The organism is Oceanibaculum sp. (genome assembly GCF_022449305.1).
In the GTDB taxonomy this organism is placed as follows: domain Bacteria; phylum Pseudomonadota; class Alphaproteobacteria; order Oceanibaculales; family Oceanibaculaceae; genus Oceanibaculum; species Oceanibaculum indicum.
The window spans coordinates 98175-123128 of the sequence record NZ_JAKUSO010000002.1; the positions used below are offsets into that span (position 1 = coordinate 98175).

Annotated in this window: 31 protein-coding genes and 1 tRNA gene; 12 read left to right on the forward strand and 20 right to left on the reverse strand. The window is 65.2% G+C overall.

Annotated elements, in window-relative coordinates:
* The first annotated feature begins 279 nt into the window (after positions 1-279).
* The 10 genes from MK313_RS00885 to MK313_RS00930 all read left to right on the forward strand — a co-directional run bounded on the left by MK313_RS00885 (position 280) and on the right by MK313_RS00930 (position 10223).
* Complete coding sequence (locus MK313_RS00885) at positions 280-1512, forward strand: MFS transporter (protein ID WP_287779583.1); 1233 nt, start codon at positions 280-282, stop codon at positions 1510-1512.
* Entirely contained in the window at positions 1509-2414 is a 906-nt protein-coding gene (locus MK313_RS00890) for a DMT family transporter (protein WP_287779586.1), read from the forward strand. Before MK313_RS00885 ends, MK313_RS00890 begins: the two co-directional genes overlap by 4 nt.
* Positions 2415-2508: 94 nt before the next feature.
* Complete coding sequence (locus MK313_RS00895) at positions 2509-2685, forward strand: hypothetical protein (protein ID WP_287779589.1); 177 nt, start codon at positions 2509-2511, stop codon at positions 2683-2685.
* A gap of 81 nt (positions 2686-2766) precedes the next feature.
* Positions 2767-4332 carry a 2-isopropylmalate synthase gene (locus tag MK313_RS00900; RefSeq protein WP_287779591.1) on the forward strand — a complete coding sequence of 522 codons (1566 nt, stop codon included), beginning with the start codon at positions 2767-2769 and terminating at the stop codon, positions 4330-4332.
* 94 nt (positions 4333-4426) lie between these two features.
* Positions 4427-5467, forward strand: coding sequence for a rod shape-determining protein (locus MK313_RS00905; RefSeq protein ID WP_008945103.1), 1041 nt, complete (start codon positions 4427-4429; stop codon positions 5465-5467).
* A gap of 65 nt (positions 5468-5532) precedes the next feature.
* A complete protein-coding gene (gene mreC, locus MK313_RS00910) occupies positions 5533-6423 on the forward strand; it encodes a rod shape-determining protein MreC (RefSeq protein ID WP_121220117.1) in 891 nt (296 codons plus the stop codon).
* On the forward strand, positions 6420-6929 hold the full coding sequence (gene mreD, locus MK313_RS00915) for a rod shape-determining protein MreD (RefSeq protein ID WP_121220115.1): 510 nt from the start codon (positions 6420-6422) through the stop codon (positions 6927-6929). The genes mreC and mreD overlap by 4 nt, the downstream gene beginning before the upstream one ends.
* A gap of 21 nt (positions 6930-6950) precedes the next feature.
* A complete protein-coding gene (gene mrdA / locus MK313_RS00920) occupies positions 6951-8861 on the forward strand; it encodes a penicillin-binding protein 2 (RefSeq protein ID WP_287779595.1) in 1911 nt (636 codons plus the stop codon).
* 4 nt (positions 8862-8865) lie between these two features.
* A complete protein-coding gene (rodA, locus tag MK313_RS00925) occupies positions 8866-10011 on the forward strand; it encodes a rod shape-determining protein RodA (RefSeq protein WP_008945099.1) in 1146 nt (381 codons plus the stop codon).
* Positions 10012-10147: 136 nt separating this feature from the next.
* A tRNA-Lys gene (locus MK313_RS00930) sits at positions 10148-10223 on the forward strand.
* Between the two features lie 135 nt (positions 10224-10358).
* Here MK313_RS00930 and MK313_RS00935 read toward each other — a convergent pair.
* From MK313_RS00935 to MK313_RS00950, 4 genes are read right to left on the reverse strand one after another with little or no spacing between them, the layout of a single operon-like run.
* Positions 10359-10688, reverse strand: a complete 330-nt coding sequence (locus MK313_RS00935; protein ID WP_287779597.1) for a ribonucleotide reductase — start codon at positions 10686-10688, stop codon at positions 10359-10361.
* On the reverse strand, positions 10678-11058 hold the full coding sequence (locus tag MK313_RS00940; protein WP_287779598.1) for a hypothetical protein: 381 nt from the start codon (positions 11056-11058) through the stop codon (positions 10678-10680). The genes MK313_RS00935 and MK313_RS00940 overlap by 11 nt, the downstream gene beginning before the upstream one ends.
* Positions 11055-11669 carry a hypothetical protein gene (locus MK313_RS00945; protein ID WP_287779600.1) on the reverse strand — a complete coding sequence of 205 codons (615 nt, stop codon included), beginning with the start codon at positions 11667-11669 and terminating at the stop codon, positions 11055-11057. The genes MK313_RS00940 and MK313_RS00945 overlap by 4 nt, the downstream gene beginning before the upstream one ends.
* 13 nt (positions 11670-11682) lie before the next feature.
* Positions 11683-11832, reverse strand: coding sequence for a hypothetical protein (locus MK313_RS00950; protein WP_287779602.1), 150 nt, complete (start codon positions 11830-11832; stop codon positions 11683-11685).
* Positions 11833-11939: 107 nt separating this feature from the next.
* Between MK313_RS00950 and MK313_RS00955 the strand changes: the two genes are divergently transcribed.
* Entirely contained in the window at positions 11940-12143 is a 204-nt protein-coding gene (locus MK313_RS00955; protein ID WP_287779604.1) for a helix-turn-helix domain-containing protein, read from the forward strand.
* Positions 12144-12532: 389 nt separating this feature from the next.
* Here MK313_RS00955 and MK313_RS00960 read toward each other — a convergent pair whose 3' ends face one another.
* From MK313_RS00960 to MK313_RS01025, 14 genes are all read right to left on the reverse strand, one after another.
* On the reverse strand, positions 12533-12826 hold the full coding sequence (locus MK313_RS00960) for a hypothetical protein (protein ID WP_287779606.1): 294 nt from the start codon (positions 12824-12826) through the stop codon (positions 12533-12535).
* Positions 12827-12840: 14 nt separating this feature from the next.
* Positions 12841-13113, reverse strand: coding sequence for a hypothetical protein (locus MK313_RS00965; protein WP_287779609.1), 273 nt, complete (start codon positions 13111-13113; stop codon positions 12841-12843).
* Positions 13097-13747 (reverse strand): hypothetical protein, encoded by a 651-nt coding sequence (locus MK313_RS00970; RefSeq protein ID WP_287779611.1) that lies wholly within the window; start codon positions 13745-13747, stop codon positions 13097-13099. The genes MK313_RS00965 and MK313_RS00970 overlap by 17 nt, the downstream gene beginning before the upstream one ends.
* A complete protein-coding gene (locus tag MK313_RS00975) occupies positions 13744-15315 on the reverse strand; it encodes a hypothetical protein (RefSeq protein WP_287779613.1) in 1572 nt (523 codons plus the stop codon). The genes MK313_RS00970 and MK313_RS00975 overlap by 4 nt, the downstream gene beginning before the upstream one ends.
* Before the next feature lie 28 nt (positions 15316-15343).
* Entirely contained in the window at positions 15344-16030 is a 687-nt protein-coding gene (locus MK313_RS00980) for a hypothetical protein (protein ID WP_287779615.1), read from the reverse strand.
* A 1-nt stretch (position 16031) separates the two neighbouring features.
* On the reverse strand, positions 16032-16433 hold the full coding sequence (locus MK313_RS00985; RefSeq protein ID WP_287779617.1) for a hypothetical protein: 402 nt from the start codon (positions 16431-16433) through the stop codon (positions 16032-16034).
* Positions 16434-16817: 384 nt separating this feature from the next.
* On the reverse strand, positions 16818-17273 hold the full coding sequence (locus tag MK313_RS00990; RefSeq protein WP_416054096.1) for a DUF5681 domain-containing protein: 456 nt from the start codon (positions 17271-17273) through the stop codon (positions 16818-16820).
* A gap of 45 nt (positions 17274-17318) precedes the next feature.
* Complete coding sequence (locus MK313_RS00995) at positions 17319-17591, reverse strand: hypothetical protein (protein ID WP_287779621.1); 273 nt, start codon at positions 17589-17591, stop codon at positions 17319-17321.
* Positions 17592-17605: 14 nt separating this feature from the next.
* Complete coding sequence (locus MK313_RS01000; protein ID WP_287779623.1) at positions 17606-18409, reverse strand: MarR family transcriptional regulator; 804 nt, start codon at positions 18407-18409, stop codon at positions 17606-17608.
* A gap of 192 nt (positions 18410-18601) precedes the next feature.
* On the reverse strand, positions 18602-18805 hold the full coding sequence (locus tag MK313_RS01005) for a helix-turn-helix transcriptional regulator (protein WP_287779625.1): 204 nt from the start codon (positions 18803-18805) through the stop codon (positions 18602-18604).
* 116 nt (positions 18806-18921) lie between these two features.
* The gene (locus MK313_RS01010) at positions 18922-19632 is read right to left on the reverse strand and encodes a hypothetical protein (RefSeq protein ID WP_287779626.1); all 711 of its coding nucleotides are present in this window, start codon (positions 19630-19632) and stop codon (positions 18922-18924) included.
* Positions 19632-20888: a tyrosine-type recombinase/integrase gene (locus MK313_RS01015; RefSeq protein WP_287779628.1), complete on the reverse strand. Its 1257-nt coding sequence runs from the start codon at positions 20886-20888 to the stop codon at positions 19632-19634. Before MK313_RS01015 ends, MK313_RS01010 begins: the two co-directional genes overlap by 1 nt.
* A 271-nt stretch (positions 20889-21159) precedes the next feature.
* Complete coding sequence (locus MK313_RS01020; protein WP_287779630.1) at positions 21160-21786, reverse strand: LysE family transporter; 627 nt, start codon at positions 21784-21786, stop codon at positions 21160-21162.
* Positions 21787-21811: 25 nt separating this feature from the next.
* The gene (locus tag MK313_RS01025) at positions 21812-22702 is read right to left on the reverse strand and encodes an EamA family transporter (protein WP_287779631.1); all 891 of its coding nucleotides are present in this window, start codon (positions 22700-22702) and stop codon (positions 21812-21814) included.
* Between the two features lie 80 nt (positions 22703-22782).
* Here MK313_RS01025 and MK313_RS01030 point away from each other — a divergent pair, with 80 nt between their 5' ends.
* Positions 22783-23271: a MarR family winged helix-turn-helix transcriptional regulator gene (locus MK313_RS01030; RefSeq protein WP_287779633.1), complete on the forward strand. Its 489-nt coding sequence runs from the start codon at positions 22783-22785 to the stop codon at positions 23269-23271.
* A gap of 3 nt (positions 23272-23274) precedes the next feature.
* On the opposite strand, the gene MK313_RS01035 is transcribed toward MK313_RS01030, so the two are convergent.
* Both MK313_RS01035 and MK313_RS01040 read right to left on the reverse strand, forming a co-directional pair.
* A complete protein-coding gene (locus tag MK313_RS01035) occupies positions 23275-24495 on the reverse strand; it encodes an esterase/lipase family protein (protein WP_287779635.1) in 1221 nt (406 codons plus the stop codon).
* A 31-nt stretch (positions 24496-24526) separates the two neighbouring features.
* A partial coding sequence (locus MK313_RS01040) for a pantoate--beta-alanine ligase (protein ID WP_287779638.1) occupies positions 24527-24954 on the reverse strand: 428 nt, incomplete at its 5' end.

Consider the following 24954-nt stretch of genomic DNA (forward strand, 5'->3'; position numbering starts at 1 on the left):
CCGGTTCGCTGACGCTCACCACCCTCTCCCGCGAGGGGGAGAGGGTTATATGGTCACCTTTCCCTTCTCCCTCCCCCTCGACGGGGGAGGGTTGGGGTGGGGGTGGAGCAAGACCACCGACACCGCGCCCGCCAATCCCCCCTCCCTGCCCTCCCCCGCAAGGGGGGAGGGAAAGTCCCCGCCGTCTCTAAGCGCCCCACACACCGCTTTGGTCTGGCGGGACCGGACGCTTCGCTCTAGGGTTGCGCGCAGACGATTTCCGCATCCGACCGGCCGACCATGCCCCCCTCTTCTCCTGCCACCCCTCCCGCGCGCCCCTTCCCGCTCTGGTGGCTGGTGCTGGCCACCACGGCGACGCAGGCCTTCGCCTCGATGAGCACGATGTCGCCCTCGACCGTCGCCCCCGCGCTGGGCGCGTCGCTCGACCTGCCGACCTCGCTGATCGGCTATCTGGTGACGATGATCTATGCCGGCGCCATCGCCACCTCGCTGATCGGTGGCGCGGTGGTGCGCCGGCTGGGGGCGTGCCGGGCCAGCCAGCTGGCGCTGGCGCTGTGCGCCACCGGCATCCTGCTGGTCGCCGGCGGCTGGCTGCCGGCGCTGGCGCTGGGCGCCTTCGTGATGGGGCTGGGCTATGGCTTCACCAACCCGGCCGCCTCGCACCTGCTGTCGCGCTTTGCCACAGGGCCGCGCATCAACCTGATCTTCTCGATCAAGCAGACCGGCGTGCCCTGGGGCGGCATGCTGGCCGGGCTGCTGATCCCCTCGGCGGCGCTGGCGGTCGGCTGGCAGGGCGGCATCTCGCTGGTCGCTGTCTTCTGCCTGACCCTGCTGTTGCTGCTGCAGATCTCGCGGCAGCACTGGGACAATGACCGCGACGCGAACGTGCGGCTGTTCACCTCGCCGCTGGCCGCCATCGCGCTGGTCTGGCGCTCCAAGGGTCTGCGGCTGATCTCGCTGGCGGCGATGACGCTGTCCTTCTCGCAGCTCTGCTTCACCACCTTCCTGGTGACGCTGCTGGTGGAGGAACTGTCCTACACGCTGGTTGCCGCCGGGCTGGTGCTGTCGCTCTCCCAGGTGGTCAGCGTCGCCGCCCGCCTGGTCTGGGGCTGGATGGCGGACCGGCTGGGCGACAGCCTGAAAGTGCTGAAGCTGCTGATCCTCATCCTGATCCTGTCCGCCGCGACGGTGCCGATGCTGGCGCCGGACTGGCCGACGGCGGCAATCTATCTGGTGTTCATGCTGATTGGCGCCACGGCGGTGGGCTGGAACGGCGTCTATATGGCGGCGGTCGCCCGGCTTGCCCCGGCCGGCCAGATCGGCGCCGCCACCGGCGGCTCGCTGGTGCTGACCTTCGCCGGCGTGCTGGGCGGCCCGGCGGCCTTTGCCGCCAGCACCGGCCTGACCGGCGGCTATGCCGCCTCCTACATACTGATCGTGCTGGCCGGGCTCGCCGGGCTGGCCTGCATCGTGATGGCGCAGAAGCACCTGCGTGCGGGCGCCGCCGCATGACCCCGACCGTGAAGGCCACGCTGATCGGCGGCACGGCGGTGCTGATGTGGGCGACGCTGGCCCTGTTCACCACACTGACCGGCCGGGTGCCGCCCTTCCTGCTGGTGGCGCTGGCCTTCGCCGTCGCCAGCGCGATGATCGCCGTGAAATGGGTGGTCTGCCGGCAGAACCCGCTTTCCTACCTGCGGCAGCCCTGGCCGGTCTGGCTGCTGGGTGTGGGCGGGCTGTTCGGCTACCACTTCTTCTATTTCCTGGCGCTGCGCAACGCGCCGCCGGTTGAGGCCGGGCTGATCGCCTATCTGTGGCCGCTGCTGATCGTCCTCTTCTCCTCGCTGCTGCCAGGCGAGCGGCTGCGCTGGTGGCATCTGGCGGGCGCGCTCGCCGGCCTGGCGGGCGCGGCGCTGCTGGTGACCGGTGGCGGCAAGGTCGCCTTCCGTGCCGACCATATGCTGGGCTATCTGGCGGCTGTCGCCTGCGCCTTCACCTGGTCCGGCTATTCGGTGCTGAGCCGCTTCGTGAAATCCGTGCCGACCGACACGGTGGGTGGATTCTGCGCCGCCTCGGCCGTGCTGGGCTTCGCCTGCCATCTGATCTTCGAGGAGACTGTGCTGCCGGCCTCCGTGCTGGAGTGGCTGGCCGTGCTGGCGCTGGGGCTGGGGCCGGTGGGCCTTGCCTTCTTCACCTGGGACCATGGCGTGAAGCACGGCGACATCAAGGCGCTGGGTGCGGCCAGCTATGCCGCCCCGCTGCTCTCCACCATCCTGCTGGTGCTGTTCGGCATGGGGGCGGCGACCTGGGTGCTGGCGGCCGCCTGCGTGCTGATCGTCGGCGGCGCGGTGCTGGCCTCGAAAGATATGTTCGCCCGACCCGCCGTCCCACCAGATATTGCGGAAAAACCATAAAAAAGTTGCATACAACGGCATCGGGGCGTAGTTTTTCCCGAATGGCAATCGCTTGCATGAAAGCGTTGCCAAGCAAGGGAAGGAACGACGGAACTTGTCCCGCCACGACGCCTACAGGACGACCAGCCGTAGCACCCGCAAGGGTGCCGTGGCCCTGTCCGCGTCTGCCGCGTCCGGACGTTCCGCCGAGCTGAACAGCCTGTTCGGCCTGTCCCTGCTGCTGGGCCTGATCCTCGGCCTTGCCGGGCTGCTTCGACTTATCAGCCCCTGAACTCCCGCTCGACATAGGAATGCGATGGTGTTCAGGGGAGCAATCGAAGCGTCTGTACCGGTTGACCAGAGGATTTGAACCATGACCACCAGCAATAAAATCACGGGCGACAAGAACCGAGTCATCATCTTCGACACCACCTTGCGCGACGGCGAGCAGTCGCCCGGCGCCTCGATGAATCTCGAGGAAAAGCTGCAGATCGCCTCGCTGCTGGAAGAGATGGGCGTCGATGTGATCGAGGCCGGCTTCCCGATCGCCTCCAACGGCGATTTCGAGGCGGTGAACGAGATTGCCAAACGGGTGAAGAATTCCGTCGTCGCCGGCCTCGCCCGCGCCGGCCAGAAGGATATCGAGCGTGCCGCCGAGGCGCTGAAGCCCGCCGCCCGCGCGCGCATCCACACCTTCATCTCCACCAGCCCGCTGCACATGAAGTACAAGCTGCGGATGGAGCCGGACGATGTGCACCAGGCCGTGGTGGACAGCGTCACCCATGCGCGGCGCTTCACCGACGATGTGGAGTGGAGCTGCGAGGATGGCAGCCGCACCGAGCATGATTTCATGTGCCGCTGCGTGGAAAGCGCGATCAAGGCCGGTGCCCGCACCATCAACGTGCCCGACACTGTGGGCTACACGGTGCCGGAGGAATATGCCGCACTGATCGAGATGCTGCTGAACCGGGTCCCGAACATCGACAAGGCGATCCTGTCGGTGCATTGCCACAATGATCTGGGGCTTGCCGTCGCCAATTCGCTGGCCGCCGTCTCGGCCGGCGCGCGACAGGTCGAATGCACGGTGAACGGGCTGGGCGAGCGGGCCGGCAACGCGGCGATGGAAGAGATCGTCATGGCGCTGCGTACCCGCAACGACGTGATGCCCTTCGAGACCGGCATCGACACCACGATGATCACCCGCGCCTCCAAGCTGGTCTCGGCCATCACCGGCTTCGCGGTGCAGCCGAACAAGGCCATCGTCGGCGCCAACGCCTTCGCGCATGAAAGCGGCATCCATCAGGATGGCATGCTGAAGAACGCGCAGACCTACGAGATCATGACGCCGGAATCGGTGGGGCTGAACAAGTCCAACATCGTCATGGGCAAGCATTCCGGCCGCAACGCCTTCCGCACCAAGCTGAAGGAGCTGGGCTTCGAGCTGGGCGACAATGCGCTTAACGACGCCTTCAACCGCTTCAAGGATCTGGCGGACAAGAAGAAGACGGTGTTCGACGAGGATATCGTGGCGCTAGTCGATGACGAGATGACCCGCGCCAACGACCATATCCGCTTTGTCTCGCTGCAGGTCGCCTGCGGCTCGAAGGGACCGCAGACCGCGGCGCTGGAGCTGACCGTGGAGGGCGCGCCGCTGAGCGCCACCTGCGAGGGCAACGGCCCGGTGGATGCGGCCTTCAACGCGATCCGCGCGCTGTTCCCGCACGAGGCGACGCTGCAGCTCTACCAGGTGCATGCCGTGACCGAGGGCACCGATGCCCAGGCGAAGGTCACCGTGCGGCTGGAGGAGCAGGGAAAAACAGTCAACGGGCAGAGCGCGGACAGCGATACCATCGTCGCGTCCGTGAAGGCGTATATACATGCGCTAAATAAATTGCTGACGAAGCGCGAGAAGCGGGCGCCGGAGGCGCTTTCGGCTTGATCGTCACGGGCGCATCGCGGCATTTTGAGTCCACCGGCGGGCTATACGGCCCGCCGGTCCCTTTCAATCCACGGTGTGAGAAAAGATAGCCCCTATGTTCGCGAACCTCCTCGGCATGCTGTCCGCCGATATGGCGATTGATCTCGGCACGGCGAATACGCTGGTCTATGTGAAAGGCCGGGGCATCGTGCTCAACGAGCCCTCCGTGGTCGCCATCGCCAATGTGAAGGGCAAGAAGCAGGTGCTCGCGGTCGGCGAGGAGGCGAAGCAGATGCTGGGCCGTACGCCCGGCAACATCCAGGCGATCCGCCCGCTGCGCGACGGCGTCATTGCCGACTTCGAGATCGCCGAGGAGATGATCAAGCACTTCATCCGCAAGGTGCATAACCGGCGCAGCTTCGCCAGCCCGCAGGTCATCATCTGCGTGCCCTCCGGCTCCACCGCCGTGGAACGCCGCGCGATCCAGGAATCGGCGGAGAGTGCCGGCGCCCGGCGGGTGTTCCTGATCGAGGAGCCGATGGCGGCCGCCATCGGCGCCGGCCTGCCGGTGACCGAGCCGACCGGCTCCATGGTCGTCGATATCGGCGGCGGCACGACCGAGGTCGCGGTGCTGTCGCTGGGCGGCATCGTCTATTCGCGCAGCGTGCGCGTCGGCGGCGACAAGATGGACGAGGCGATCATCGCCTATATCCGCCGCCACCATAATCTGCTGGTCGGCGAAGGCTCCGCCGAGCGCATCAAGAAGGAAATCGGCTCTGCCTGCCCGCCCGAGGATGGCGAGGGCAAGACCATGGAGATCAAGGGCCGCGACCTGATGAACGGCGTGCCGAAGGAGCTGGTCATCAGCCAGCGCCAGATCGCCGAGAGCCTGGCCGAGCCGGTCTCCGCCATCATCGAGGCGGTGAAGGTGGCGCTGGAGCATACCGCGCCGGAACTGGCCGCCGACATCGTCGACAAGGGAATCGTGCTGACCGGCGGCGGCGGGCTGCTGAACAATCTGGACCTGGTGCTGCGCCATGCCACCGGCCTGCCCGTCTCCATCGCCGACGACCCGCTGACCTGCGTGGCACTGGGCACCGGGCGGTGCCTGGAGGAGATGAAGGTCCTGAAAAACGTGCTGATCGGGTCCTATTAATCCGCAAAAACTTTCTGTATATTGCCAAGAGTCTTTCAACACAAAGACTTGCGGGGGAATCTTAAGTGGCGCGTCGATCCGGTTCGTTCAGCACCATCACCGAACCGTTCCGCAGCTTCTGGCATCGCTTTTCCTATGGGCTGCTGATCGCCGCCGCTTTCGGCCTGCTGGTGCTGGGAAAGGCCGATATCGTGCTGGTGGAGCGCACCCGCACGGCGATTGTCGATGCCACCGCGCCGATTCTCGATGTGCTGTCCCGCCCGGCGGCTACGGTCTCCGACCTGCTGCAGCAGGCCCGCGAACTGCGTGACCTGCGCGACGAGAATGCGCGGCTGCGCGAGGAAAATGCCCGGCTGATGCAATGGCAGCAGGCCGCCCGGCTGCTGGAGGCGGAGAACCGCTCGCTGCGGGCGCTCACCGGCTATGTCCCCGACCCGGCGGCCAGCTATGTGACCGGCCGGGTGATCGGCGACAGCGGCGGACCCTTCGTGCGCAGCGTGCTGGTGAATGTCGGCTCGCGCGACGGCGTGGAGAAGGGCCAGGCGGCGATGACCGGCCAGGGGCTTGCCGGGCGCATCGCGGAGGTCGGCTACCAGCATGCCCGCGCGCTGCTGATCACCGACCTGAACTCGCGCATTCCGGTGATCGTGGAGAATACCCGCGACCGCGCAATCCTGGCCGGCGACAACACCGTGCGCCCGAAGCTGCTCTATCTCGACAGCAATGCCAAGGTGTCGCCCGGCGACCGTATCGTGACATCCGGCCATGCCGGCGCGCTGCCGCCGGGCCTGCCGGTCGGCATCGTCATCTCGGTCAGCGACCATGAGGTGCGGGTGAAGCCCTTCGTCGAGTGGCACAAGATCGAATATCTGCGCCTCGTCGATTTCTCCCTGCCGGCGGCGGCGCGCAGCGAACCCACACGCCAGGAAGCGTCGCAAAGTCCGGGGCGGCGATGAAACCCACTCTTGCCCAACGGCTGGACCTTTGGGCGCGGCGGCTGATCCCGGTTGTACTGACGCTGCTGCTGCTGCTGCTTGGCACCGTACCGCTGGGCGTGCCCTATCTCGGCAGCGTGGCGCCGGCCTATACGCTGATGGCGGTGTTCTACTGGGCGGTGTACCGTCCTGATCTGCTGCCGCTGGGCATGGTGTTCGTGATCGGCGTGCTGGAAGATGCGCTGTCCGGCCTGCCGCTGGGGGTGGGCGCGCTGGCCCTGCTGTTCGTGTATGGCACGGCGCTGGGGCAGCGGCGCACCTTCCTGAAGCGCCCCTTCTATATCGCCTGGATCGGCTTTGCCGTCCTGGCGGCAATGGCGGCGCTGCTGGTATGGCTGCTGATCACGGTGCTGAACGGCTCCGTCATCGGCATCCGGCCGGCGATGTTCCAGTACGCCATCACCGTGGCGCTGTTTCCGTGCCTGGCGATCCTGTTCGTCGCCGCGCACCGCCACATCCAGCGTTAGGACCAGGTTGGGACCGACGGCATGAAGAAGGACCGCGATCAGGAACGGCAGAAGGTGCTGACCCGCCGCGCCCTCATGCTGGGCGCGGCGCAGATCGGTCTGGTCGGCACGCTGGCCGGGCGGCTCTACTATCTTCAGGTCGTGCAGGCCGACCGCTACCGCGTGCTGGCCGACGACAACCGCATCAGCATCCGCCTGCTGCCGCCGCCGCGCGGCGAGATCGTGGACCGATTCGGCGTGCCGCTGGCGATCAACGAGAAGAACTACCGCGTCGTCATCGTGCGCGAGCAGTCGGGCGACGTGCCGCTGACGCTGGAGCGGCTGGGCCGGGTCATCGACCTGCCGGAGCGCGAGGTGCGCCGGGTGCTGCGCGACATGCGGCGGAAGCGCGCCTTCGTGCCGATCACGGTGCGCGAGAATCTGAGCTGGGAGGAGGTCAGCCGCGTCGAGGTGAACGCGCCCGACCTGCCGGGTATTTCCATCGAGGTCGGCCTCAGCCGCTTCTATCCCTATTCGGCGCAGGCGTCCCACGTGCTGGGCTATGTCGCAGCTGTCTCCGAATCCGAGCTGACCGGCGACCCGTTGCTGGAACTGCCGGATTTCCGCATCGGCAAAAACGGCGTCGAGAAGGTGCATGACCAGCATCTGCGCGGCACGGCGGGCACCAGCCAGGTCGAGGTGAACGCGCTGGGCCGGGTCATCCGCGAGCTGTCACGCGAGGAAGGCCAGCCGGGCCGGCGCCTGGAAATCACGCTGGACATGGAACTGCAGCGTTACGCCGTGGAACGGCTGGGCGAGGAAAGCGCAGCTGCCGTCATCATGGATGTGCACAATGGCGATGTGCTGGCGCTGGCCTCCACCCCCGGCTTCGACCCCAACGCCTTCAACCGCGGCCTGACCCCGAATGAGTGGGAAGAGCTGATCTCCAACGAGCGCGGCCCGCTGACCAACAAGGCGATTGCCGGCCAGTACGCGCCCGGCTCCACCTTCAAGATGGTGGTGGCGCTGGCGGCGCTGGAGGCCGGCGTGATCTCGCCCCAGCAGCGGGTGTTCTGCCCCGGCCATATGGAGCTGGGCGACACCCGCTTCCATTGCTGGAAGCGGCAGGGCCATGGCCATATGGACATGCATGACGCGCTGAAACATTCCTGCGACGTCTATTTCTACGAGGTGTCGCGGCGCCTGGGCATCGCCCGCATTGCCGCCATGTCGGAACGGCTGGGCCTCGGCCGGCCGCTTGGCTTCGACCTGCCGGGCGAGCGCGGCGGCCTGATCCCGACCCGCGAATGGAAGCAGGCCCGCTTCGGCAAGCCCTGGCACCAGGGCGAGACGCTGATCGCCGGTATCGGCCAGGGCTATATCCTGGCGACACCGCTGCAGCTGGCCGTGATGACCGCCCGGCTGGTCAATGGCGGCATCGCGGTGAAGCCGCACCTGACCCGCTTCACGCCGGAACAGGCCGGCCTGCACGCCATATCGGCACCAGGCGCTACCACCGCCGGGCCGGGCGGCGATGCCGGCTTCCCCTCCATGGGCGTGTCGCAGGAGCATCTGCGCCTGGTCCGCACCGCCATGGCAGCCGTCACCAACGATCCGAATGGCGGCACCGCCTGGCGCGCCCGCATCACCGAGGCCGGGATGGAAATGGGCGGCAAGACCGGTACCGCGCAGGTGCGCCGCATCACCATGGCGGAGCGGCTGACCGGCGTGAAGAAGAACGAGGATCTGCCCTGGCGGCAGCGCGACCATGCGCTGTTCGTCGGCTATGCGCCGGTGAATGCGCCGCGCTATTGCTGTGCCGTCATCGTCGAGCATGGCGGCGGCGGATCGGCGGTTGCCGCCCCCATCGCCCGCGACCTGCTGATCGAGACGCAGCGCCGCGACCCGGCGCAGGGCCGGCCGCTGGCCTTCGTGCCGCCGGGCAGGAGCTGACGCCATGAGCATCCGCAGCTACGGCAAGCGCGAACTGACCCTGGGCCGCAAGATCCTGCAGGTGAACTGGTTCCTGATCCTGCTGCTCATCGTGATCGCTGGCGTCGGCTTCGCCATGCTCTATTCCGCCGCCAATGGCCACTGGCAGCCCTGGGCGACGCGGCAGATGGCGCGCTTCGGCGTGGCGCTGTGCGCGCTGCTGGTCATCGCGCTGATCGACATAAGATTCTGGATGCGCTGGGCCTATGTCGGCTATCTCGGCGCGCTAGTGCTGCTGTTCGTGGTCGAGGTCGCTGGCGAAATCGGCATGGGCGCGCAGCGCTGGATCGACCTTGGCGTGTTCCAGCTGCAGCCATCGGAGCTGATGAAGGTCGCGCTGGTGCTGGCACTAGCGCGATATTTCCATGGGCTGACGCATGAGGAGACCGGGCGCATCACCTATCTGCTGCCGCCGCTGATGATGATCGCCGCCCCGGCCCTGCTGGTGCTGCGGCAGCCCGACCTCGGCACCGCGATGATGCTGATCTTCGCCGGCAGCGGGCTGCTGTTCCTGGCCGGCGTCAGGATCTGGAAGTTCCTGCTTGTCGGCATCGCCGGCCTCGCCTGCATCCCGATCGCCTGGGGGCTGCTGCGCGATTATCAGCGCAACCGCATCCTGACCTTCCTGAACCCGGAAAACGACCCGCTGGGCACCGGCTACCACATCCTGCAATCGAAGATCGCGCTGGGCTCCGGCGGGCTGTTCGGCAAGGGCTTCCTGCAGGGCTCGCAGAGCCACCTGAACTTCCTGCCGGAAAAGCAGACCGACTTCATCTTCACCATGCTGGCGGAGGAATTCGGCCTGGCCGGCGGCATCGGGCTGATCGGCCTGTACATGCTGGTGCTGGTCTATGGCACGGCCATCGGCCTGCGCGCGCGCAGCCAGTTCGCCCGCCTGCTGGCGCTGGGGCTGACGCTGAACTTCTTCCTCTACATGTTCATCAACATCGCCATGGTCACCGGCCTGCTGCCCGTGGTGGGCATTCCGCTGCCGCTGATCTCCTATGGCGGCACGGCCATGCTGACGCTGATGATCGGCTTTGGCTTCATCATCGGCGCCTATGTCCACCGCGACATCCGCATCAGCCGGCGCGGCGTTGACGAGGATTAGGACAGGGACTGAGAACCGGGATTAGGGAAAATTCCGTGACCTGCGTGGCTTTCACGCTCGACAAGCCGAAGCCGACTTGCTATATCGCACGCCTTCCTGCGGTGGACGGGCCTTCACGGCCCCGGCACCAGCCTGGGGGCGCATAGCTCAGTTGGTAGAGCAGCTGACTCTTAATCAGCGGGTCCAAGGTTCGAGTCCTTGTGCGCCCACCAATCAGAACAAGGGGTTAGGCCATAAAAGCCTAGCCCCTTTGTCTTTGCTGGTTTGCAAAAGGCAACACATAGGCAACAACGCGACAAAAAACCCCGCCGGTTAGGGCGGGGCTTAGTGTGTCCGGTGCGGGCCTGTCACGATGCCAGCGCGGCGTTCTCCCGGCTGGTGGCGCTCACATGGTCCACCAGCAGGCCGATAACGCTGGCCGGCAGTCCCTCCGGCAGCCGCCCCATACTGCGGGCAAGGGCGGCAGGGTCCGCACCAGCCTGCAACAGCAGGGACAGGCACACGGCAGCATCATCTAGCAGGCCGTCCATTTCGCTTCCGGTCTTGGCGCCCTTCACAAAGACCTCTCCGGGCCTGCCGTCGCGGTACAGGCCGATTGTGACGGCATAGGACGCCCCACCATAGGAAAGCCGGCTGGTGACGCTCCTACGGCGCTGCGGCAGGCGTTCACGGTACATTGCCCTGCCCTCCGGTCGCTTCCAGAATGTCGCGGGCGATAAGGGCGGCCAGACGCATATCCGTGCACGGCTCCTCCATAAGGGTATCCTCCGCGATCTCGGCGGCGTTGTGGCACCAGCGAAGGGCCAGCGCCTTGACGCGAAAGCCCTCTAACGTGGTGGCAGGCGTCCGCGCGATCTTCTCGACGATGCCGGAAACAAGGTCGATTGCCCGTTCGGCCTCGCGGTCCGCTTCCTTGCTGGTGTCGTCTTTCGTCCGTGCCAGCACCTCATTTTGCAGGCGCCAGTAGTCCAGTAGCCGCTCGCCAAGGTCCAGAAGGGCATGGTCTGGCGGCGGGCCGTCAGCCTGAAGGGACTGATTCCGGGTCATGCCGCACCCCCTTCCGCCATCGCTTCCGCGTCAACGATCATGCGCCACAGGCCGCGCGTCTCTGCATCCGGCAGGGCGTTCAGGTCGGTAGGCGCGGGAAGGTCGCCTAGGGCACGCGGCTGCTCGGCCGCATCGCCCATCGAGCGATATAGCGCCAGCCGTCCCTTGATCGCCATCCCGCGCGGTGTGCTGGCCTGCATCCTCTCGATAGACGCGGCGAGCGCATCCATGCGGCTGTAGAACCGCATTTCGTATTCTGCATCGGTCAGCCCTTCAGCCTTGCCCAGATCGCGCGCCAAGCCCTTGAAGGCTTCCCATGCGGCAATGATGGCACCGTCCGGCCCTGCGGCCTCCGGGCGGCCCTTGGCGATAGCGTGCAGGCGCATGAAGTCTCGCTTCTGGCGAGCGTTGATCGCCTCGAGCTGCGAATGAACCACCGCAAGGCCGTTGCCGATGGTTTCATGGTCAATCCGCTGCCCTGCCGCGCCGATAAACACCTGAAGGGCGGAAAGAACCTCCTCGACCTCGCTAAGGCGGTCCTCGGTATCGAGAACGGCCTGCAAAACCGCCTTGTCGGCCTGCGGTGCCGGTGTGATTGCGTGTTCGGTCATCGGGTATCCTCCTCTAGGCAGCCAGGGCGATAGCCGGCGCTGCCGGCGGCGTGAAGGGCGGCGTCGGCTGCGTGACGCGCACCCGCTTGAAGGTGAGACGGACGATCTTGTCGCCCTCGCGGGAAATGACGGCGACTCGCTCGGTCTTGCGTGTCCGGGTCATTGTGGCCTCCTTTGGTGAAAAATCACCCTTATAAGGTGAATACACAAAGGTTGAATGTCAACCCCATTTAGTGATATTTTCACCATATGAAGCCGGAACAATGCCGTATGGCCCGCGCGGCCCTGAATTGGTCAACCCATAAGCTGGCGGAAGCGGCTGGCGTTGGCCTGAATACGATCAACCGCTATGAGAAGGGCGGCGATGCCCGAATGAGTAGCGTAGAGAAGATGCGCAGCGCCCTTGAAGCTGCCGGCGTCCAGTTCATTCCCGAGAACGGCGGCGGGCCTGGCGTACGCCTGCGCCGGGACTGAAGGGCGGATGGCCTGCTTTGCCTGATGCGGAGACATGCCAGCTTCGCGGGCTGCGTCAGCGCGACCGAGTTTCGGGTGGTCGCCCGCCTTCAATTCTGGTTTGGGGCCAGTCGGCGCAGGCTCCACCTGCTTCAGGATTTCGCCAGCACGCCTGATCGCCCGTGCCCGCGCGAGTAGGGAGGCCCGCGACAAACTAGGGCGGTCGCCTACCCGAGTTTGCTCGCACCCGCGCGCGCAGGGAAGCCACGACGGCAAACGGGAGGCCGGCGGCGACCTCCCGCGCGGCATCAGAGCGCGAGAAACCCGTATGGTCGGGCGCACCAGTTTTCGGAGGGCGCCCGCCTTTACTCGGCTCAATCTGCTTCAGGAAGGCCAGCGCGGCGGATGGCCTAAACCATGTCCTCCGGGCGGCCATACTTCACGCGGTGGCCTTCCTGAAGGGCGCGGTGAAGTTGCACATTCTCATCCGCAATTCCCTTCACGCCCTCAATCAGCGCCGGCAGCTTTTCAAACTGCGCGGTCAGCCCGGCCAGAATCTCGACCAGCTCGACAGGCATGAGATTCCGGGTTTTCTTGTCAAAGTCGCGGATCGCCTGCGTCAGCTCCTCGATGATGGCCTTGGTACGGTCGGCGCTGGCCTTCAGGTCATCGAAGCGGGTAAGGACGATTTCTTCGGATTTCATGGTGCTGTTCCTCTTCACGAAAGCAGGTCGGATGGCGTGTCATCGAGCAAGCCCGCCGGGGCTTGGGCGGCGCTGAGCTGTTCAACCTCTTTCAGCAGGACCAGCAGATGATCCAGCGTCTGCGCGGTGGCAACCAGCATGGATTGCATAGCGTCGGCAGGGATGCCCAGGTTCGCCAGCATCCGCCGGGCCTTCCGGCCTTCCAGCTTCGGGCCAATCGTCCCGGCAATCTGCCAGGCCTGATCGCGCATTTGCGTAAGCTCGGTCAAATCAGGCAGCGATGACATGGGCGGCCTCCTCGAATCTGTGGATTGTGCGCAGGCGAATCGCCTCGGCTGTAATCTCCATCGCCTGAAGCAAGCCCCCGATGCCAACACCGCCGCCGGCCTCCCTGGCGTTCTCCGCCATCATGGCGCGCTGCGCCTGCGCCACGCCTATTGCCTGTTCGATGGTCATGGTCCGGGGCATGGTCACGCCCTCGGCAGGGGGCGGGGCAAGATAGACGCCCTCGGCAAGCTCTTCCGGCTCAAAGCCGTTCGCACTGGCGTATCTGACCGCGCGGACGCGGCCCGTAGCAGGGTCCAGGCCGGCAAGGGTCAGTTCCCCATCGGGAAAGCCGCCCGCCGCCCCCTGATCGCCGTGAGAGGCGAGCAGGGCAGCCAGGGCATGGCTGCTGTCGGCAAGGACGTCAGGAAGCCCGGCAAGGGCATCGCGGAACGATCCGCAGCCGCCGGCCTGAAGATAGCGCCGGGCGTCCGTGTGCAGGCCGTGCAGCCCCCGCATGGCAAAGCCGGCGTGAAGGTGCGGCAGCGCCTCTAGCTTGGACGTGTGCCCGATGATATTCCCCTCCCGGTCACATAGCGCCGTGTCCGCAAAGAGAACGGCGCCAGCCCCGGTCAGCATCACATTGCATATCGTCATGCCGGCACCGGCTCCTTCCCGCCGTGCAGGGCTTCCGCGAAGAGGCGGGCCAGCCGGTCGGCAACCTCCTTGCGCGCGTTCCGGGCCGGTGTCGCCATCATCTCCTCATAGGCCTCCTGCTGCCGCTGCTGTTCACGCAGGGCATCCGCAGCCGCCCGTTCGCTCTCCTCCTGCGCCTTCACCACGCCCTTGATATGCCGTTCAAGGTCCGCGTTCGACTTCACCAGCCCGGCAATCTCGCCTGCCGCTGAATTGGAGTTGGCGGCCAGCATTTCCATGCTGTCCACTATGCCGGCGGTTTCAGGGAGAATTTCCGCCTTCACCAGCGCGTCATAGGTGGCGAGCGCGTCGTTAAGGTCGTTCACCGCACCCTCGCCAAGGCTGACAGCCTCCGCCATCAGGGCCAGCTTCTCGTTCTGCAATTCAAGCGCGGTGGTGGTGTTCCTGATCGCCGCAGGGACTTGCGTTCCCAGCGTGACGCTGCCGGCCTTCGCGGCCTTCTCCAATGTCTCGGTGGCATCGGCGGCGGATCGATCGATCAAGCCCATCGCCTCGGCAACTTCCCGGCCAAGCCTGGCAATGCCGATGTTCGAGAACAGTTGCTTGGCATTGTCCAGGGATGGATTGCGCAGCAGTTCGACCAGCGCGCCCAACGCCACAACAGCGCCCAGGGCATCGCGGGCCAGCTCGGCAATGAATTCCCCAACTCCCCGCATACCACGCTGCAAGAGCGGGTCCGAGTACACGTCGCGCAGGTCGGTGCTTTCGCTCAACAGGCGCTGAAGGAAGCCCTGTTGCGCGTTCACCCGCAGCACCGAGAACAGCCGCTCAAGCTCATCGTTCGCCCGCTCGGCGCCGCGCGCAAGGTCATCGCTCAACACCAGCCCAAGATCGCGGGCTTCCTGCCGGGTAACAGCAAGCGCCCCGCTGCCATCCCGCAGCATGTTCACCAGCCCGGCGCCCTCGGAATCGAAGGCCTTGAAGGCGATGCGCAACTGTTCGGCAGGATCCTGCACCGAGGCGATGGTATTTGCCAGATCATCGAAAACCGCTTCCGTGGTGCGCGTGCGGCCCTCCGCGTCGGTCGTGGCGATATTGTACTGTTTCAGCACCCCAATCAGCTCGCCCTTGCCCTGCACAGCCTCGCCAAAGCGCCGGGTAAGGCGCTGCAATGCCATATCCAGCGTGTTCGACTGCACACCGGCAAGGCCGGCGGCATAGCGGTATTCCTGCAAGGCCTCGATGCCGACGCCCACACGGTCAGCGGTCTTGGCGATGGCGTCCGCCATTGACAGCGTGTTCCGCGCGAAGCTCTGAAGGGCGGCAACGGACAGGCCGGCACCCAGGGCTGTCAGCAGGGGGTTAACCCGTTCCAGCGCGCCCCGCAGCGAACCCAGCGCCCCCGTTCCCCGGCGGCCAAGATCATCGAAGCTACGCGACAGCCGGCCCGTTGAACCATAGGACCGCGCTGCCGACCTATCGATCTCATCCAGATTCCGCCTTACGACACGCGCCCCGGCCTCGGCGCGCGAACCGTCAACGGCAATCCCAATAACTGCATCGGTCATCCTGCATCCCTCCGCCCTTCAGCCCGCGCTAGGCGGCCTTCCGCATTTCCTTGATTTCGTTTGCCGATGCCCCCGAAACCCCAAGGATTCGCCCTTCAGCTGCCTTGACGGCGGCCTCCGCAACGCCCAGGGCGGCCAGGACTTCAGCACGGCGCTGCACAAGTTCGGGGTACAGGCGCTGCGCCATCTCACTACCCAGCGCCTCCTGTTCCTCCCCGGTCAGCCCGGACAGAAAGGCCGGGGCGGCCATGATCGCGGCCATCACATCGGGCCGGCCCTCGGAATGCTTCTTCGCCAGATTGTAGGATCGTCCCTTGCCGGCATTGCGGATGGCAGACCGGATTTCCTGCGCCCGCAGTTCCTCGACAGCGTTGGACGGCAGAGGCGGAGCGACGTTCATTTGCTCATCGAGCTTCGCAACATACTGTTCGACCGCATTGCGCGCCCGCGTCAGCTTCGCACCGGCAATTTCCGACAGGAACGTGGCAAGGATGCGCTTAACAGCCTCGAGCTTACGTCGCGCCTGCCCGGCGGGGCTCAGGTCGCCATCCGCCGCAATCGCGTCGATTTCCTGCCCGGCAGCGCGGACAGCATCCCGGCAACCGTCAACGACATCGTGAAGGGCGGTCCACTGCAAAAGCCCGGTCTCACGATCCGGCCAACGGACCGACAGCGCCCCGATGGTTGCGATAGAGGTTTCGGTAAACGTCGCCATTTCAATCTCCTTCGATAAGCGTTTTCAGGTTCTGCAACACCAGTGAGGATTTCGGGACGTCCTCGATGCCGGGCGGGATCGCCAGATAGTGCTGACCCTCCCAGGGGCTGCCGGGTAAAGGCTTTCGGGATGCCGGGGTCAGACAGCGCACCAGCGCGCCAAGATCGGCCACAACCTCGACCGTGCGCCCGTCATGGCTGACTGACTGCCCCTGCACGAATACAGGGGCGGGCGTTTCAACGGTCACATCGCCGTCGCCAACGATCCGGGATGCAGGGCCGCCCGGCTGATTGCTGACACAGCGCCACCGCCGCTCCGGCGGAATCTCGGATGCTGCCAGCTCGGCAACTACCCAAATGCCGGGCTGCCGGGCAATCCGCACAATGTCACCAGGATTGAACATGACGCCTCCTCACCAGAAACCGACGATGGGCTTGGCCTCGAGATGCTGCTTTTCAGCCATCACGGCATACCGGCTTGCATCCGCCGCATGGTCTGGGCTGCGGCTATCAACATCGTCGGGCTTTCTCATAGCGAGTTCCTTTCGGCCTGCGCCGCCATCAAAGCGTGGAGCCTCTGAAGGGCCGGGCTTGCCCCAGACGGCAAAGCGGGCAGTGTTTCCAGCGTCATCGGCTCGGGCAGGTCGCCATGCGCCCGCTGGCGCTCGCTAATTCCGGCCAGCCGGGCAAGGATGCGGTCATGGGCGGTTCCCCCCGCACGCGACAATTGGACCTCGATTTCTGCCCGGCGCTCAACTGCCGCCAGCCGGCGGGCAAGCCGTGCTGCGCTAGCCATTCTGATTCACCTTTCGTTCTTCAAGGGCTTCCAATCGCGCCAGCAGTTCGCCCAAGTCGGCCAGCCGATGGCGCTGCGCGATTAGCTGCATCGCCTGCCCGGCCTCGCCCAGTGTCAGCGTGCCGGATGCGGCCTCTTGCATAACCGCCGCCAGCGCCCGTCCGATATCATTCTCGGCAGCCTCTCTCGGCAGGCGTAGCGCCCGCTCGCGTGCTGGCGGGATGATCCTGGCAAGACACAGGCCAAGGGCGGTTGTATCGCCTCCTAGCGCCATTTCGACGGCCTGCCGCGTCAGGGCTTCGGCCTCGCCTGCCAACAGCTTCTCAGCGGCAAGGGTTGTCCGGTTCCGACTGCCCTTCCGACGGCCAGGATTGCCCGGCCCGAAGCGCCCTCTCCGGTCGCGGCCCGCTGCCGTATCAACGGATGATTTGCGGCCATCGCCTGCCATCCCAAACCCTCTCAAATGCTGCCTATATGTTGCCTATTGATTTAATCATACCGCAAATATCGGACATTTTATACCGTATTTCATGTATCTAGAAAAATAGACCTCCTGATAGATAATCACCGGCTCTTTTGCCAAACTCCACGTTTTCTTTATATATTTCAATGTCTTGCGTGCTTTATACATGATTGAGATAGGGAATGCCGCCGGATGGCGCGACAACCAGCTTCCCGCTAATGCCGGTTCCCTGCTGAACATGGATGCGCCGGCCCGGCTCTTCTGCCTGCCTTCAGATATCGCGGCCTTGATCCTATCATTCACTAGCAGGCTCCCCATCACGCGGACCCGCCGTCGATCAAGCACTCGATTTCACCGGCAAGGCGATTCGCCCATTGCCTAACCGGGTCATCATGGTCGGGATACGCCCCTTCGATGGCGACAGCGATTTCATACCAGCCGGCCCTGGCTGCCCTCGCGTCCCTCGAACGATCAAGCGCGCCTTGCTTCAGGAAGTCATCCAGCAGGCGAAGCCAATAGCCCGGACTGGCGACTGCTTTTTCCAGAAGGTCGGTCCAACTGCTATGCCCTCTTGAAAACCTCTTAAAATCCGATGCGTCGCAAAGCGACGCTGCTTCAGCAGAATCTTTTCTATAGGTTTCACCTAATCTCTTATGAGAGCCATCATATTGATTTTGCTGGCGTTCTGGATTCGGCAGGCAAACTACTTTTTCGGTTTGGCAAACTATCTCTCCGCCATGTTCTTTGCCTGTAGGCAAACCATTTACATTGCCGGTGGGCAAACTATCGGGCGCGGTTTCTTGCCAGTGCCCGGACTCGAAAAAGGCCCTGTCCTGGTCCGTGTAGATGACGCGCAGGGCGGCGCGGCGTCGGTCGGCTAGCCGCTCTTTCGCCACGTATCCCCATTTGACAAGATCGCCCACGGCAGAGCTGAGCCGGCTATAGTTGGTCCCTGCGATTGCCGCCAGCCGGTCATAAGATGCTACGCACCCCCTGCCGTTCCGGCTGAACCGGTCATGCATGGCAACAGCGCCTAGAACGCGCAGATGATGGCCTTTCAGTCGGTCATCGCCAAAGGCACGCGCCGGGATAGCTGCGAAAAACTCACGCGGTCCCGCCATCGGCTATGGCCTCCAAAGCAAGGCTTGAAGGCGACGGGCGCGGCGCTTCCGCTCATCGGTACGGACGGGCTTCCTCGATTGCAGGTTCGGGCTGGAAGGGGTATTCTTCTGATCGTTCGCCTCGCCAAGCTGAACGCTTCCAGAAGCCCCGCACGCCCCCACAGGCGGCGGGGTTTCATCTTGCCGGCTCATTCATGCCGCCTTGGCCTGGTGGGCCTGCCGGCGGGTTTCCAGCCATTCAACGATGGCGCTTTCGGACCAGTAATTGCGCCCGCGAAGCTTCAGGGCGGGCGGGAAGCCCATCGCCGGGTCATTCGACCAGCGCCAAAGAGTAGCGAGAGAAATGCCCCCCACGATCTCGCGGACGGCACACGCGGACAACAGCTTGTCATTCATGGTCAGTCACCTTTCGCAACAGCGGGAAACGGATTGCTTCCCTCTGAAACGATGCTGGCGGACTGTCCCCGGAATGTCGGTATAGGCAGCTAAAGAAAGTTGGCGGCGCTGAGTCCTCAATCGTGCCCGATAAACCCTAGGTCGGGATTGTCTGTAAGAAAGTTACGGACAGCGCTTTTAAAGTCTGCGGCACTTTTCCCGTCATCGCCAAGCGCCTCCGTACATAGGCTTTCAATAATCTGCCAAGTGCCGGAAGGCACGCGACCTTTTGGCATTGGCTGGCCGGGATTGTATGGTGCGCTGCCATGTAGCGCGTGCCAGCGCACCAGAAAAGCGAGCATAGTGGCTAAACAGGTTCGCGGCTTTGCATATGCCGCGCGGCCATCATCAATCGCCGCAGCATACACAAATGGCCCATGCTGGAAGCGATGCATCATCGCCGCGGGTGGTCGCCCGTCGCCTATCCCAGCACCGAAACCTTCAAGGATCGTCGCCAGCGCCTGAACCTGATCCGTTTTTGCGCCATCCCGTGACCGGATTGACAGCCCGTTGTCCAGCAGGCCGCGCAATACGCCCGACAGGCCCGCGTCAGGGTATTCTCGCAAGTATCTAGCGAGTAGCTTTGCACTATTCTTGGCGGCGTGCGCCGATTCCTTCGCAGCTGCGTCACTCGCGCGGCGCTCAACCTCGGTCCAGGGGTAGGCGCGCGCGGATTCGCATTCCGCGAGAAGTCGCCCTATAAGTATCTCGCTATCTGGGAGCGAGCCGAATTTTTTCCGCATAAGCGCGATGCTGTTAGCGTAGCGACGGGTCCACATCGCATTCATCACGACGCTCCCCACAGCGGCACCACGTTATCGACCTTGCGCCCGCTCAGCAGCCTCTCGACATGATCCGACCAAACGGCCAGCGCGGCGCGCTTCTCCGGCCCGAAGTCGTGCGTCTGATACACGCCTACGATTCCGGCACGGCTCCCCGAGACGTGGTTTAGAACAGCCTCGGTGACTTCCAGCCGCGCTCCGGTCTTTTGCAGGCCGGTTGCGACCGTGCGGCGCAGATCGTGTATTCGCCAAGCTGGCAGCGCCTCGCCCTGTTCCTCCGCAATCGCGGCGTCCAAGAGGCGCTTTGCGCGTGACCATCCCGAGACAGCCGACTTTCCGGTAGTCGTGAAAACATACTCGCTCTTATCGACGCGCGGAACGGCTTGCAGGATATCCAGCGCCTGCCCGGACAATGGTATGATATGCGCGCTCCCGTTTTTCGTCCGCTCGCCAGACAGCCGGATTTCCGCGTCATCGAAGGCGGCTTCGCGCCACCTTAGCGCGCCGATTTCCTCCCGTCGTGCGCCAGTCAGGATCAACAGCTTGATTGCAGGCCCGAACGGCCAGCCAATGCGTTCCGCCCCCCGCCAGACAGCTACAAGTTCACCGTCGCTCAATGCGCGTTCACGCGACTTCTCCGCGCCCGGCTTGGGGAGATTGACCATCGGATTGACGGCCAGCACGCCGCGCCCGACACACCAGCGGAACAGCCGATGCAGGTGAGCGTGCAGGCGCCGCGCCATCACCGGCGCGCGATCCGCCACACTGTCGATAAGTTCGATGCAATCCTGGCGGGCAATATCAGCAATCCGCCTCTCGCCCCATGCCGGCACCACCTCCCGCCGCATGATCCGTTCAACTTCGGCGGCAGATCGGTTTTTAGCCTGATCGCGCTTCAGCCAATCGACCAGCACCGCCTTAACAATATCTTGCTCCGGCTCAGCGGCGGCCTTGCGGGCGGCCCGGCGCTCGGCTACGGGATCAACACCATCGCGCATTGCCTGCGCCACCTGCGCGGCCTGTTGGCGTGCCCAGCGCAGCGAACCCGGCTCGCCATCCTTGGCGCCCTCGACAAACCGCCCCAGCGCATAGCGCCGGCTCTTGCCATTGACGCGACCATGCAGACACCAGCTTCGCCCGCCGGACGCCGACACGCGCAGCGACAGGGACTCAGAGCACCCGGTGTCGAAATAGTCGATTTGTCCGCTTGCTGGTTTCGGCAGCCTGGAACACGCGGCGTGCGTCAGCTTCGCTTTCGGCATATCGGCAGCCCAAAAAGGTCAAATAAAGGCAACATCTAGGCAACGAATTTGCATGATATGGCGTGATATGGCGCGAAAGCAAATGAAATGGAAAATCTCTATATCCTACTGATTATAATCATACTTTTTCAAAGCGATTGACACGGATTGAAACGGATTGATACGATATTTTTCTTAACTCTTAATCAGCGGGTCCAAGGTTCGAGTCCTTGTGCGCCCACCAATCAGAACAAGGGGTTAGGCCGGATCGGCCTGACCCCTTTTCTTATGCTCACCGCCCGGCCAGCAGCTTCGCGCCGAAGCCGATCAGCACCACACCGAACACCGCGTCGAGCGCCCGCCGCGCCCGCAGGAAGCCGGCGCGTACCCGGCTGAGTCTGAGGCAGCCGGCAACGAAGCTCCACCACAGCGCCGACACGGTAACCGCCGCCAGGATGGCCAGCAGAATGGCGAGGGGCTCGCCCTGCTGCGGTACGGTGACCGCAAACAGGCTGGCGTAATAGGCAATCACCTTGGGGTTCGACAGGTTGGTCAGGAAGCCGCTGCGGAACGCCGCTGCCGTGCTTGTGGCGGGCGCAGGCGGATTCTCCGCCTGCCCGGCTTGCCTGCGAAAGGCCGACAGCAGCATCCGCAGGCCGATCCAGGCGAGGTAGGCGCCACCGGCGATGCGCACCGCTTCCTTCAGCCAGGGCAGCGCCGCCATCACCGTGCCCAGGCCGAGCGCGGCGGACCCTGACCAGATAAGGGTGGCGGCCAGCACGCCGCAGACCACGCCGACAGCGCTGCTCGCGCCGCCCGCCGAGGCGTGGCGGATGACCACGAACAGGGTCGGGCCGGGGCTGCTTATCGCGGCCAGATGGATGAGGGCGATGCCGCCGGTCATGGTCAGGAGGTCCATGGCATTTCTCCTTTGTCCCGAAGGGTCAGGGCCGCAACGCCGGCAGAGCGAACGGCTGGCGCTGTGGATGCTGGCGCTGCGCATGCTGGCTGAGCCAAACGCTGCCCAGCACGACCGCCATGCCGGCGAGTTGCAGCGGGCTGAGCGCCTGCCCCAGCACGGCCCAGCCGAGGATCACGGCGGTCATCGGGCTGAGGAAGCCCAGCGGCGACACCACGGACGGTTCCAGCCGGGCGATCCCCCGGAACCAGAGGATGTAGGTCAGCGCGGCGCCGATCAGGCCCAGATAGGTCAGCCCCAGCAGGTTGGCCGCACTCAGCGCCGGCAGAGGCGGCTCCAGCCACAGCGCCGCCGGCAGCAGCAGAAGGCCGCCAGCGCTGAGCTGCCAGGCCGCAAAGGTCAGCGGCGAAACCGGTGGCTGCCAGCGCCGGCTGAGCACCGTGCCCAGCGCCATCGAAACGGCACTGCCCAGCCCGGCGGCGATCCCCACGGGATCGAGCGCGGCAGCAGGCGTCAGGATCAGCATCGCCACCCCGCCAATCCCCGCCAGCGCGGCCAGCACCGCAAGCGGCCGCAGCGCAGAGCCCAGCGCCAGCCGGGCCAGCAGCAATACGATCAGCGGCTGGATGGCACCAACCGTCGCCGCGACCCCGCCCGGCAGGCTGTAGGCGGCAACGAACAGCAGCCACCAGAAGACCGAGAAATTCAGCGCCCCCAGAACGAAGGCGCGGGCCCACCAGATGCCCTGCGGCAGCGCGCGCACCAGCAGCAACAGCAGAAGCCCTGCCGGGAGGGCGCGCAGCATCGCCACGGTCAGCGGATAGCCGTCCGGCAGCAATTCGGTGGTGACGATATAGGTGCTGCCCCAGATCGCCGGCGCAATGGCGGTCAGCAGCAGGTCGGATGTCCGCGACATGGCAATTCTCCATTTATCTTGACCTCAAGATAATTCACTAAATCTTGACGTCAAGATAAATTCCGCGCGACTATCCCCAAATGGATCGGATCGACAGAATTCTCGGGCAGTGGAACCGCGAACGGCCGGACCTCGATGTCACCGCGATGGGCGAGATCGGGCGTTATCTGCGCGTGGCGCGCTATTTCCGGCGGGAGATGGAGGCCACCTTCGCGAAACACGGGCTGAACGGTGCCACCTTCGATGTACTGGCGACCCTGCGCCGGTCCGGCCCGCCGCATGCGCTGTCACCGGGCGACCTGATGGCGGCGACGATGGTCAGCTCCGGCACGGTGACCAACCGCATCGACCAGTTGCAGAAGGCAGGGCTGGTGGAACGGCGCCAGAACCCGGCGGACCGGCGCGGTTTCATCGTGGCGCTGACCGAGAAAGGCTTCGCGGTCATCGAGCAGGCCGTGGCCAACCATGTGGCGACCCAGACGCGGCTGATCTCCACCTTCTCTCCGGAGCAACGGGCCGCACTGGATGCGCTGCTCAGGGCCTATCTGTCGGCGGTGCCGGAAGCCTGATCCCTACCCCTGCTGCCGGCACCAGCGGTCGGCATTGTCCTTCGCCTTCAAGGCGGCGAAGACCGAGGCGCGGACGGTCACATCGTCGGTAATGTCGCCATGGAAGATCGGCCCGTCCGGCCCGATGCCCAGCCGCACGGAGCAGCTGCCCGCCTGCTGGCCCAGCACGCCTGAGGCCCGGCCCAGGCTGGCGCTGAACTGCGCCACCGCCTGGTCTCCCGGCCCGCAGATCACGGTATCGTTGGTGCATTCATCGCCCTTGCCGGCCGACAGCCGCCCGTCCTTTGCGGTGAAGGAAATCGAGGTCGTCTTCGCCGTATCGCCCTTCCAGTCGGTGAGGCCGGCGATTGGGAACACCCAGCCCGGCATGTCGGCGCGCCAGCGCCCGACCGCCTGGCGGATGCCGCTGACGCCGGTCTCCAGTGTACGCGCCACGGCGGCGGGATCGTATGTGCCGGCCATCCAATCCAGCCGCTGCCAGTCGGCATAGCGCCACAGCGCCAGCGGGCGCTTCTCGCCGCCGCTCACATCGATGCAGCAGGGCACGCCGCCCGGCCCGTCCAGATAGGCCGGCAACATCTCGTAGAAGCCGGGAAAGCTGTTCGTCCATTGCTGATAGCCATGGGCGGGCAAAATCTTACCCGGCCCCAGCTCCATGCCGTTGCGTGAATTCAGCACGGTCTGCACGGAGCCGAGATAGGGTGTGCCCATGGTGATGAGTTTCACCACCCGCGCGCTGTGCCGGAAGACCCCCGCCGGGTTCTGCGCGTAGGCGGTGGCGACGAGGCCGCCCATCGAATGGGCGACCAGCACGATGCGGCTGGTATCACGCAAGGCCGGTTCCGCCGCGATGAAGCGCTCAAGGTCGGCGGCGCTGTCGAAGACGCTCTGCCGCCAGTCATAGGGAAAAGGGAATACGCGCCCCTGCGTGCGAAGGGCCGTCAGGAAGGCGTCGTAATCCGGCATGACCCGGTTCGCGGTCAGCCCGTCTCTGGGAGTCGCCGGGCCGTCTGCGATGATCATGCGCCTGAAGTCGGCAGCGCCGCTGGCGGCATTCTCCGGCAGCCAGACCCGCCGGCCGCCATCGCTGATTTCCGAGGTCATGAAGCCCGGAATGAAGATGATGGCCGGCTTCTCCTCGGCGCGGACCGGCCCGCCGGGAAGAAGCGCTGGTAGCAATGCGGCGAGGAACAGGACCAAAACCCAACGGAAACCGACCTTCATCCTGCCCACTCCCCTTTTTTATGTGCCGCGACTATACCGCGATATTATCGATCAGGCGCGTCTTGCCGAGCCAGGCGGCGGCCAGCAGCCGGCCTGGCCGCCCTGGGGCGGGATCAGGGGCCAGTGTCTCCGCATCGCGCAGCTCGACATATTCCACCGGGCCGAAGCCCTCATCCTCCAGCACGGCCGCCGCGTCGGCCAGCGCCTGGGCCGGCGCGGCGCCATGCCGGATGCGCGCGGCGACCTCTACCAGTACGCGATGCAGCGCCGGCGCCGCCGCACGCTCCTCCGCGGTCAGATAGGCGTTGCGGGAGGACAGGGCGAGGCCGTCCGCCTCTCGCACCGTCTCCCCACCCTCGATGCGCACCGGAATGTCGAGATCGCGCGCCATGCGGCGGATCACCGCGAGCTGTTGCCAGTCCTTCTCCCCGAACAGAGCGATATCGGGGCGGACCTGAT

What these genes read in the sequence shown, in the direction of transcription:
- MK313_RS00885 (WP_287779583.1), top strand. Translation starts at nt 280, where the DNA reads ATGCCCCCCTCTTCTCCTGCCACCCCTCCCGCGCGCCCCTTCCCGCTC.
- MK313_RS00890 (WP_287779586.1), top strand. Translation starts at nt 1,509, where the DNA reads ATGACCCCGACCGTGAAGGCCACGCTGATCGGCGGCACGGCGGTGCTG.
- MK313_RS00900 (WP_287779591.1), top strand. Translation starts at nt 2,767, where the DNA reads ATGACCACCAGCAATAAAATCACGGGCGACAAGAACCGAGTCATCATC.
- MK313_RS00905 (WP_008945103.1), top strand. Translation starts at nt 4,427, where the DNA reads ATGTTCGCGAACCTCCTCGGCATGCTGTCCGCCGATATGGCGATTGAT.
- mreD (WP_121220115.1), top strand. Translation starts at nt 6,420, where the DNA reads ATGAAACCCACTCTTGCCCAACGGCTGGACCTTTGGGCGCGGCGGCTG.
- mrdA (WP_287779595.1), top strand. Translation starts at nt 6,951, where the DNA reads ATGAAGAAGGACCGCGATCAGGAACGGCAGAAGGTGCTGACCCGCCGC.
- rodA (WP_008945099.1), top strand. Translation starts at nt 8,866, where the DNA reads ATGAGCATCCGCAGCTACGGCAAGCGCGAACTGACCCTGGGCCGCAAG.
- MK313_RS00935 (WP_287779597.1), bottom strand. Translation starts at nt 10,688, where the DNA reads ATGTACCGTGAACGCCTGCCGCAGCGCCGTAGGAGCGTCACCAGCCGG.
- MK313_RS00940 (WP_287779598.1), bottom strand. Translation starts at nt 11,058, where the DNA reads ATGACCCGGAATCAGTCCCTTCAGGCTGACGGCCCGCCGCCAGACCAT.
- MK313_RS00945 (WP_287779600.1), bottom strand. Translation starts at nt 11,669, where the DNA reads ATGACCGAACACGCAATCACACCGGCACCGCAGGCCGACAAGGCGGTT.
- MK313_RS00950 (WP_287779602.1), bottom strand. Translation starts at nt 11,832, where the DNA reads ATGACCCGGACACGCAAGACCGAGCGAGTCGCCGTCATTTCCCGCGAG.
- MK313_RS00955 (WP_287779604.1), top strand. Translation starts at nt 11,940, where the DNA reads ATGGCCCGCGCGGCCCTGAATTGGTCAACCCATAAGCTGGCGGAAGCG.
- MK313_RS00960 (WP_287779606.1), bottom strand. Translation starts at nt 12,826, where the DNA reads ATGAAATCCGAAGAAATCGTCCTTACCCGCTTCGATGACCTGAAGGCC.
- MK313_RS00965 (WP_287779609.1), bottom strand. Translation starts at nt 13,113, where the DNA reads ATGTCATCGCTGCCTGATTTGACCGAGCTTACGCAAATGCGCGATCAG.
- MK313_RS00970 (WP_287779611.1), bottom strand. Translation starts at nt 13,747, where the DNA reads ATGACGATATGCAATGTGATGCTGACCGGGGCTGGCGCCGTTCTCTTT.
- MK313_RS00975 (WP_287779613.1), bottom strand. Translation starts at nt 15,315, where the DNA reads ATGACCGATGCAGTTATTGGGATTGCCGTTGACGGTTCGCGCGCCGAG.
- MK313_RS00980 (WP_287779615.1), bottom strand. Translation starts at nt 16,030, where the DNA reads ATGGCGACGTTTACCGAAACCTCTATCGCAACCATCGGGGCGCTGTCG.
- MK313_RS00985 (WP_287779617.1), bottom strand. Translation starts at nt 16,433, where the DNA reads ATGTTCAATCCTGGTGACATTGTGCGGATTGCCCGGCAGCCCGGCATT.
- MK313_RS00990 (WP_416054096.1), bottom strand. Translation starts at nt 17,273, where the DNA reads ATGGCAGGCGATGGCCGCAAATCATCCGTTGATACGGCAGCGGGCCGC.
- MK313_RS01000 (WP_287779623.1), bottom strand. Translation starts at nt 18,409, where the DNA reads ATGGCGGGACCGCGTGAGTTTTTCGCAGCTATCCCGGCGCGTGCCTTT.
- MK313_RS01005 (WP_287779625.1), bottom strand. Translation starts at nt 18,805, where the DNA reads ATGAATGACAAGCTGTTGTCCGCGTGTGCCGTCCGCGAGATCGTGGGG.
- MK313_RS01010 (WP_287779626.1), bottom strand. Translation starts at nt 19,632, where the DNA reads ATGAATGCGATGTGGACCCGTCGCTACGCTAACAGCATCGCGCTTATG.
- MK313_RS01015 (WP_287779628.1), bottom strand. Translation starts at nt 20,888, where the DNA reads ATGCCGAAAGCGAAGCTGACGCACGCCGCGTGTTCCAGGCTGCCGAAA.
- MK313_RS01020 (WP_287779630.1), bottom strand. Translation starts at nt 21,786, where the DNA reads ATGGACCTCCTGACCATGACCGGCGGCATCGCCCTCATCCATCTGGCC.
- MK313_RS01025 (WP_287779631.1), bottom strand. Translation starts at nt 22,702, where the DNA reads ATGTCGCGGACATCCGACCTGCTGCTGACCGCCATTGCGCCGGCGATC.
- MK313_RS01030 (WP_287779633.1), top strand. Translation starts at nt 22,783, where the DNA reads ATGGATCGGATCGACAGAATTCTCGGGCAGTGGAACCGCGAACGGCCG.
- MK313_RS01035 (WP_287779635.1), bottom strand. Translation starts at nt 24,495, where the DNA reads ATGAAGGTCGGTTTCCGTTGGGTTTTGGTCCTGTTCCTCGCCGCATTG.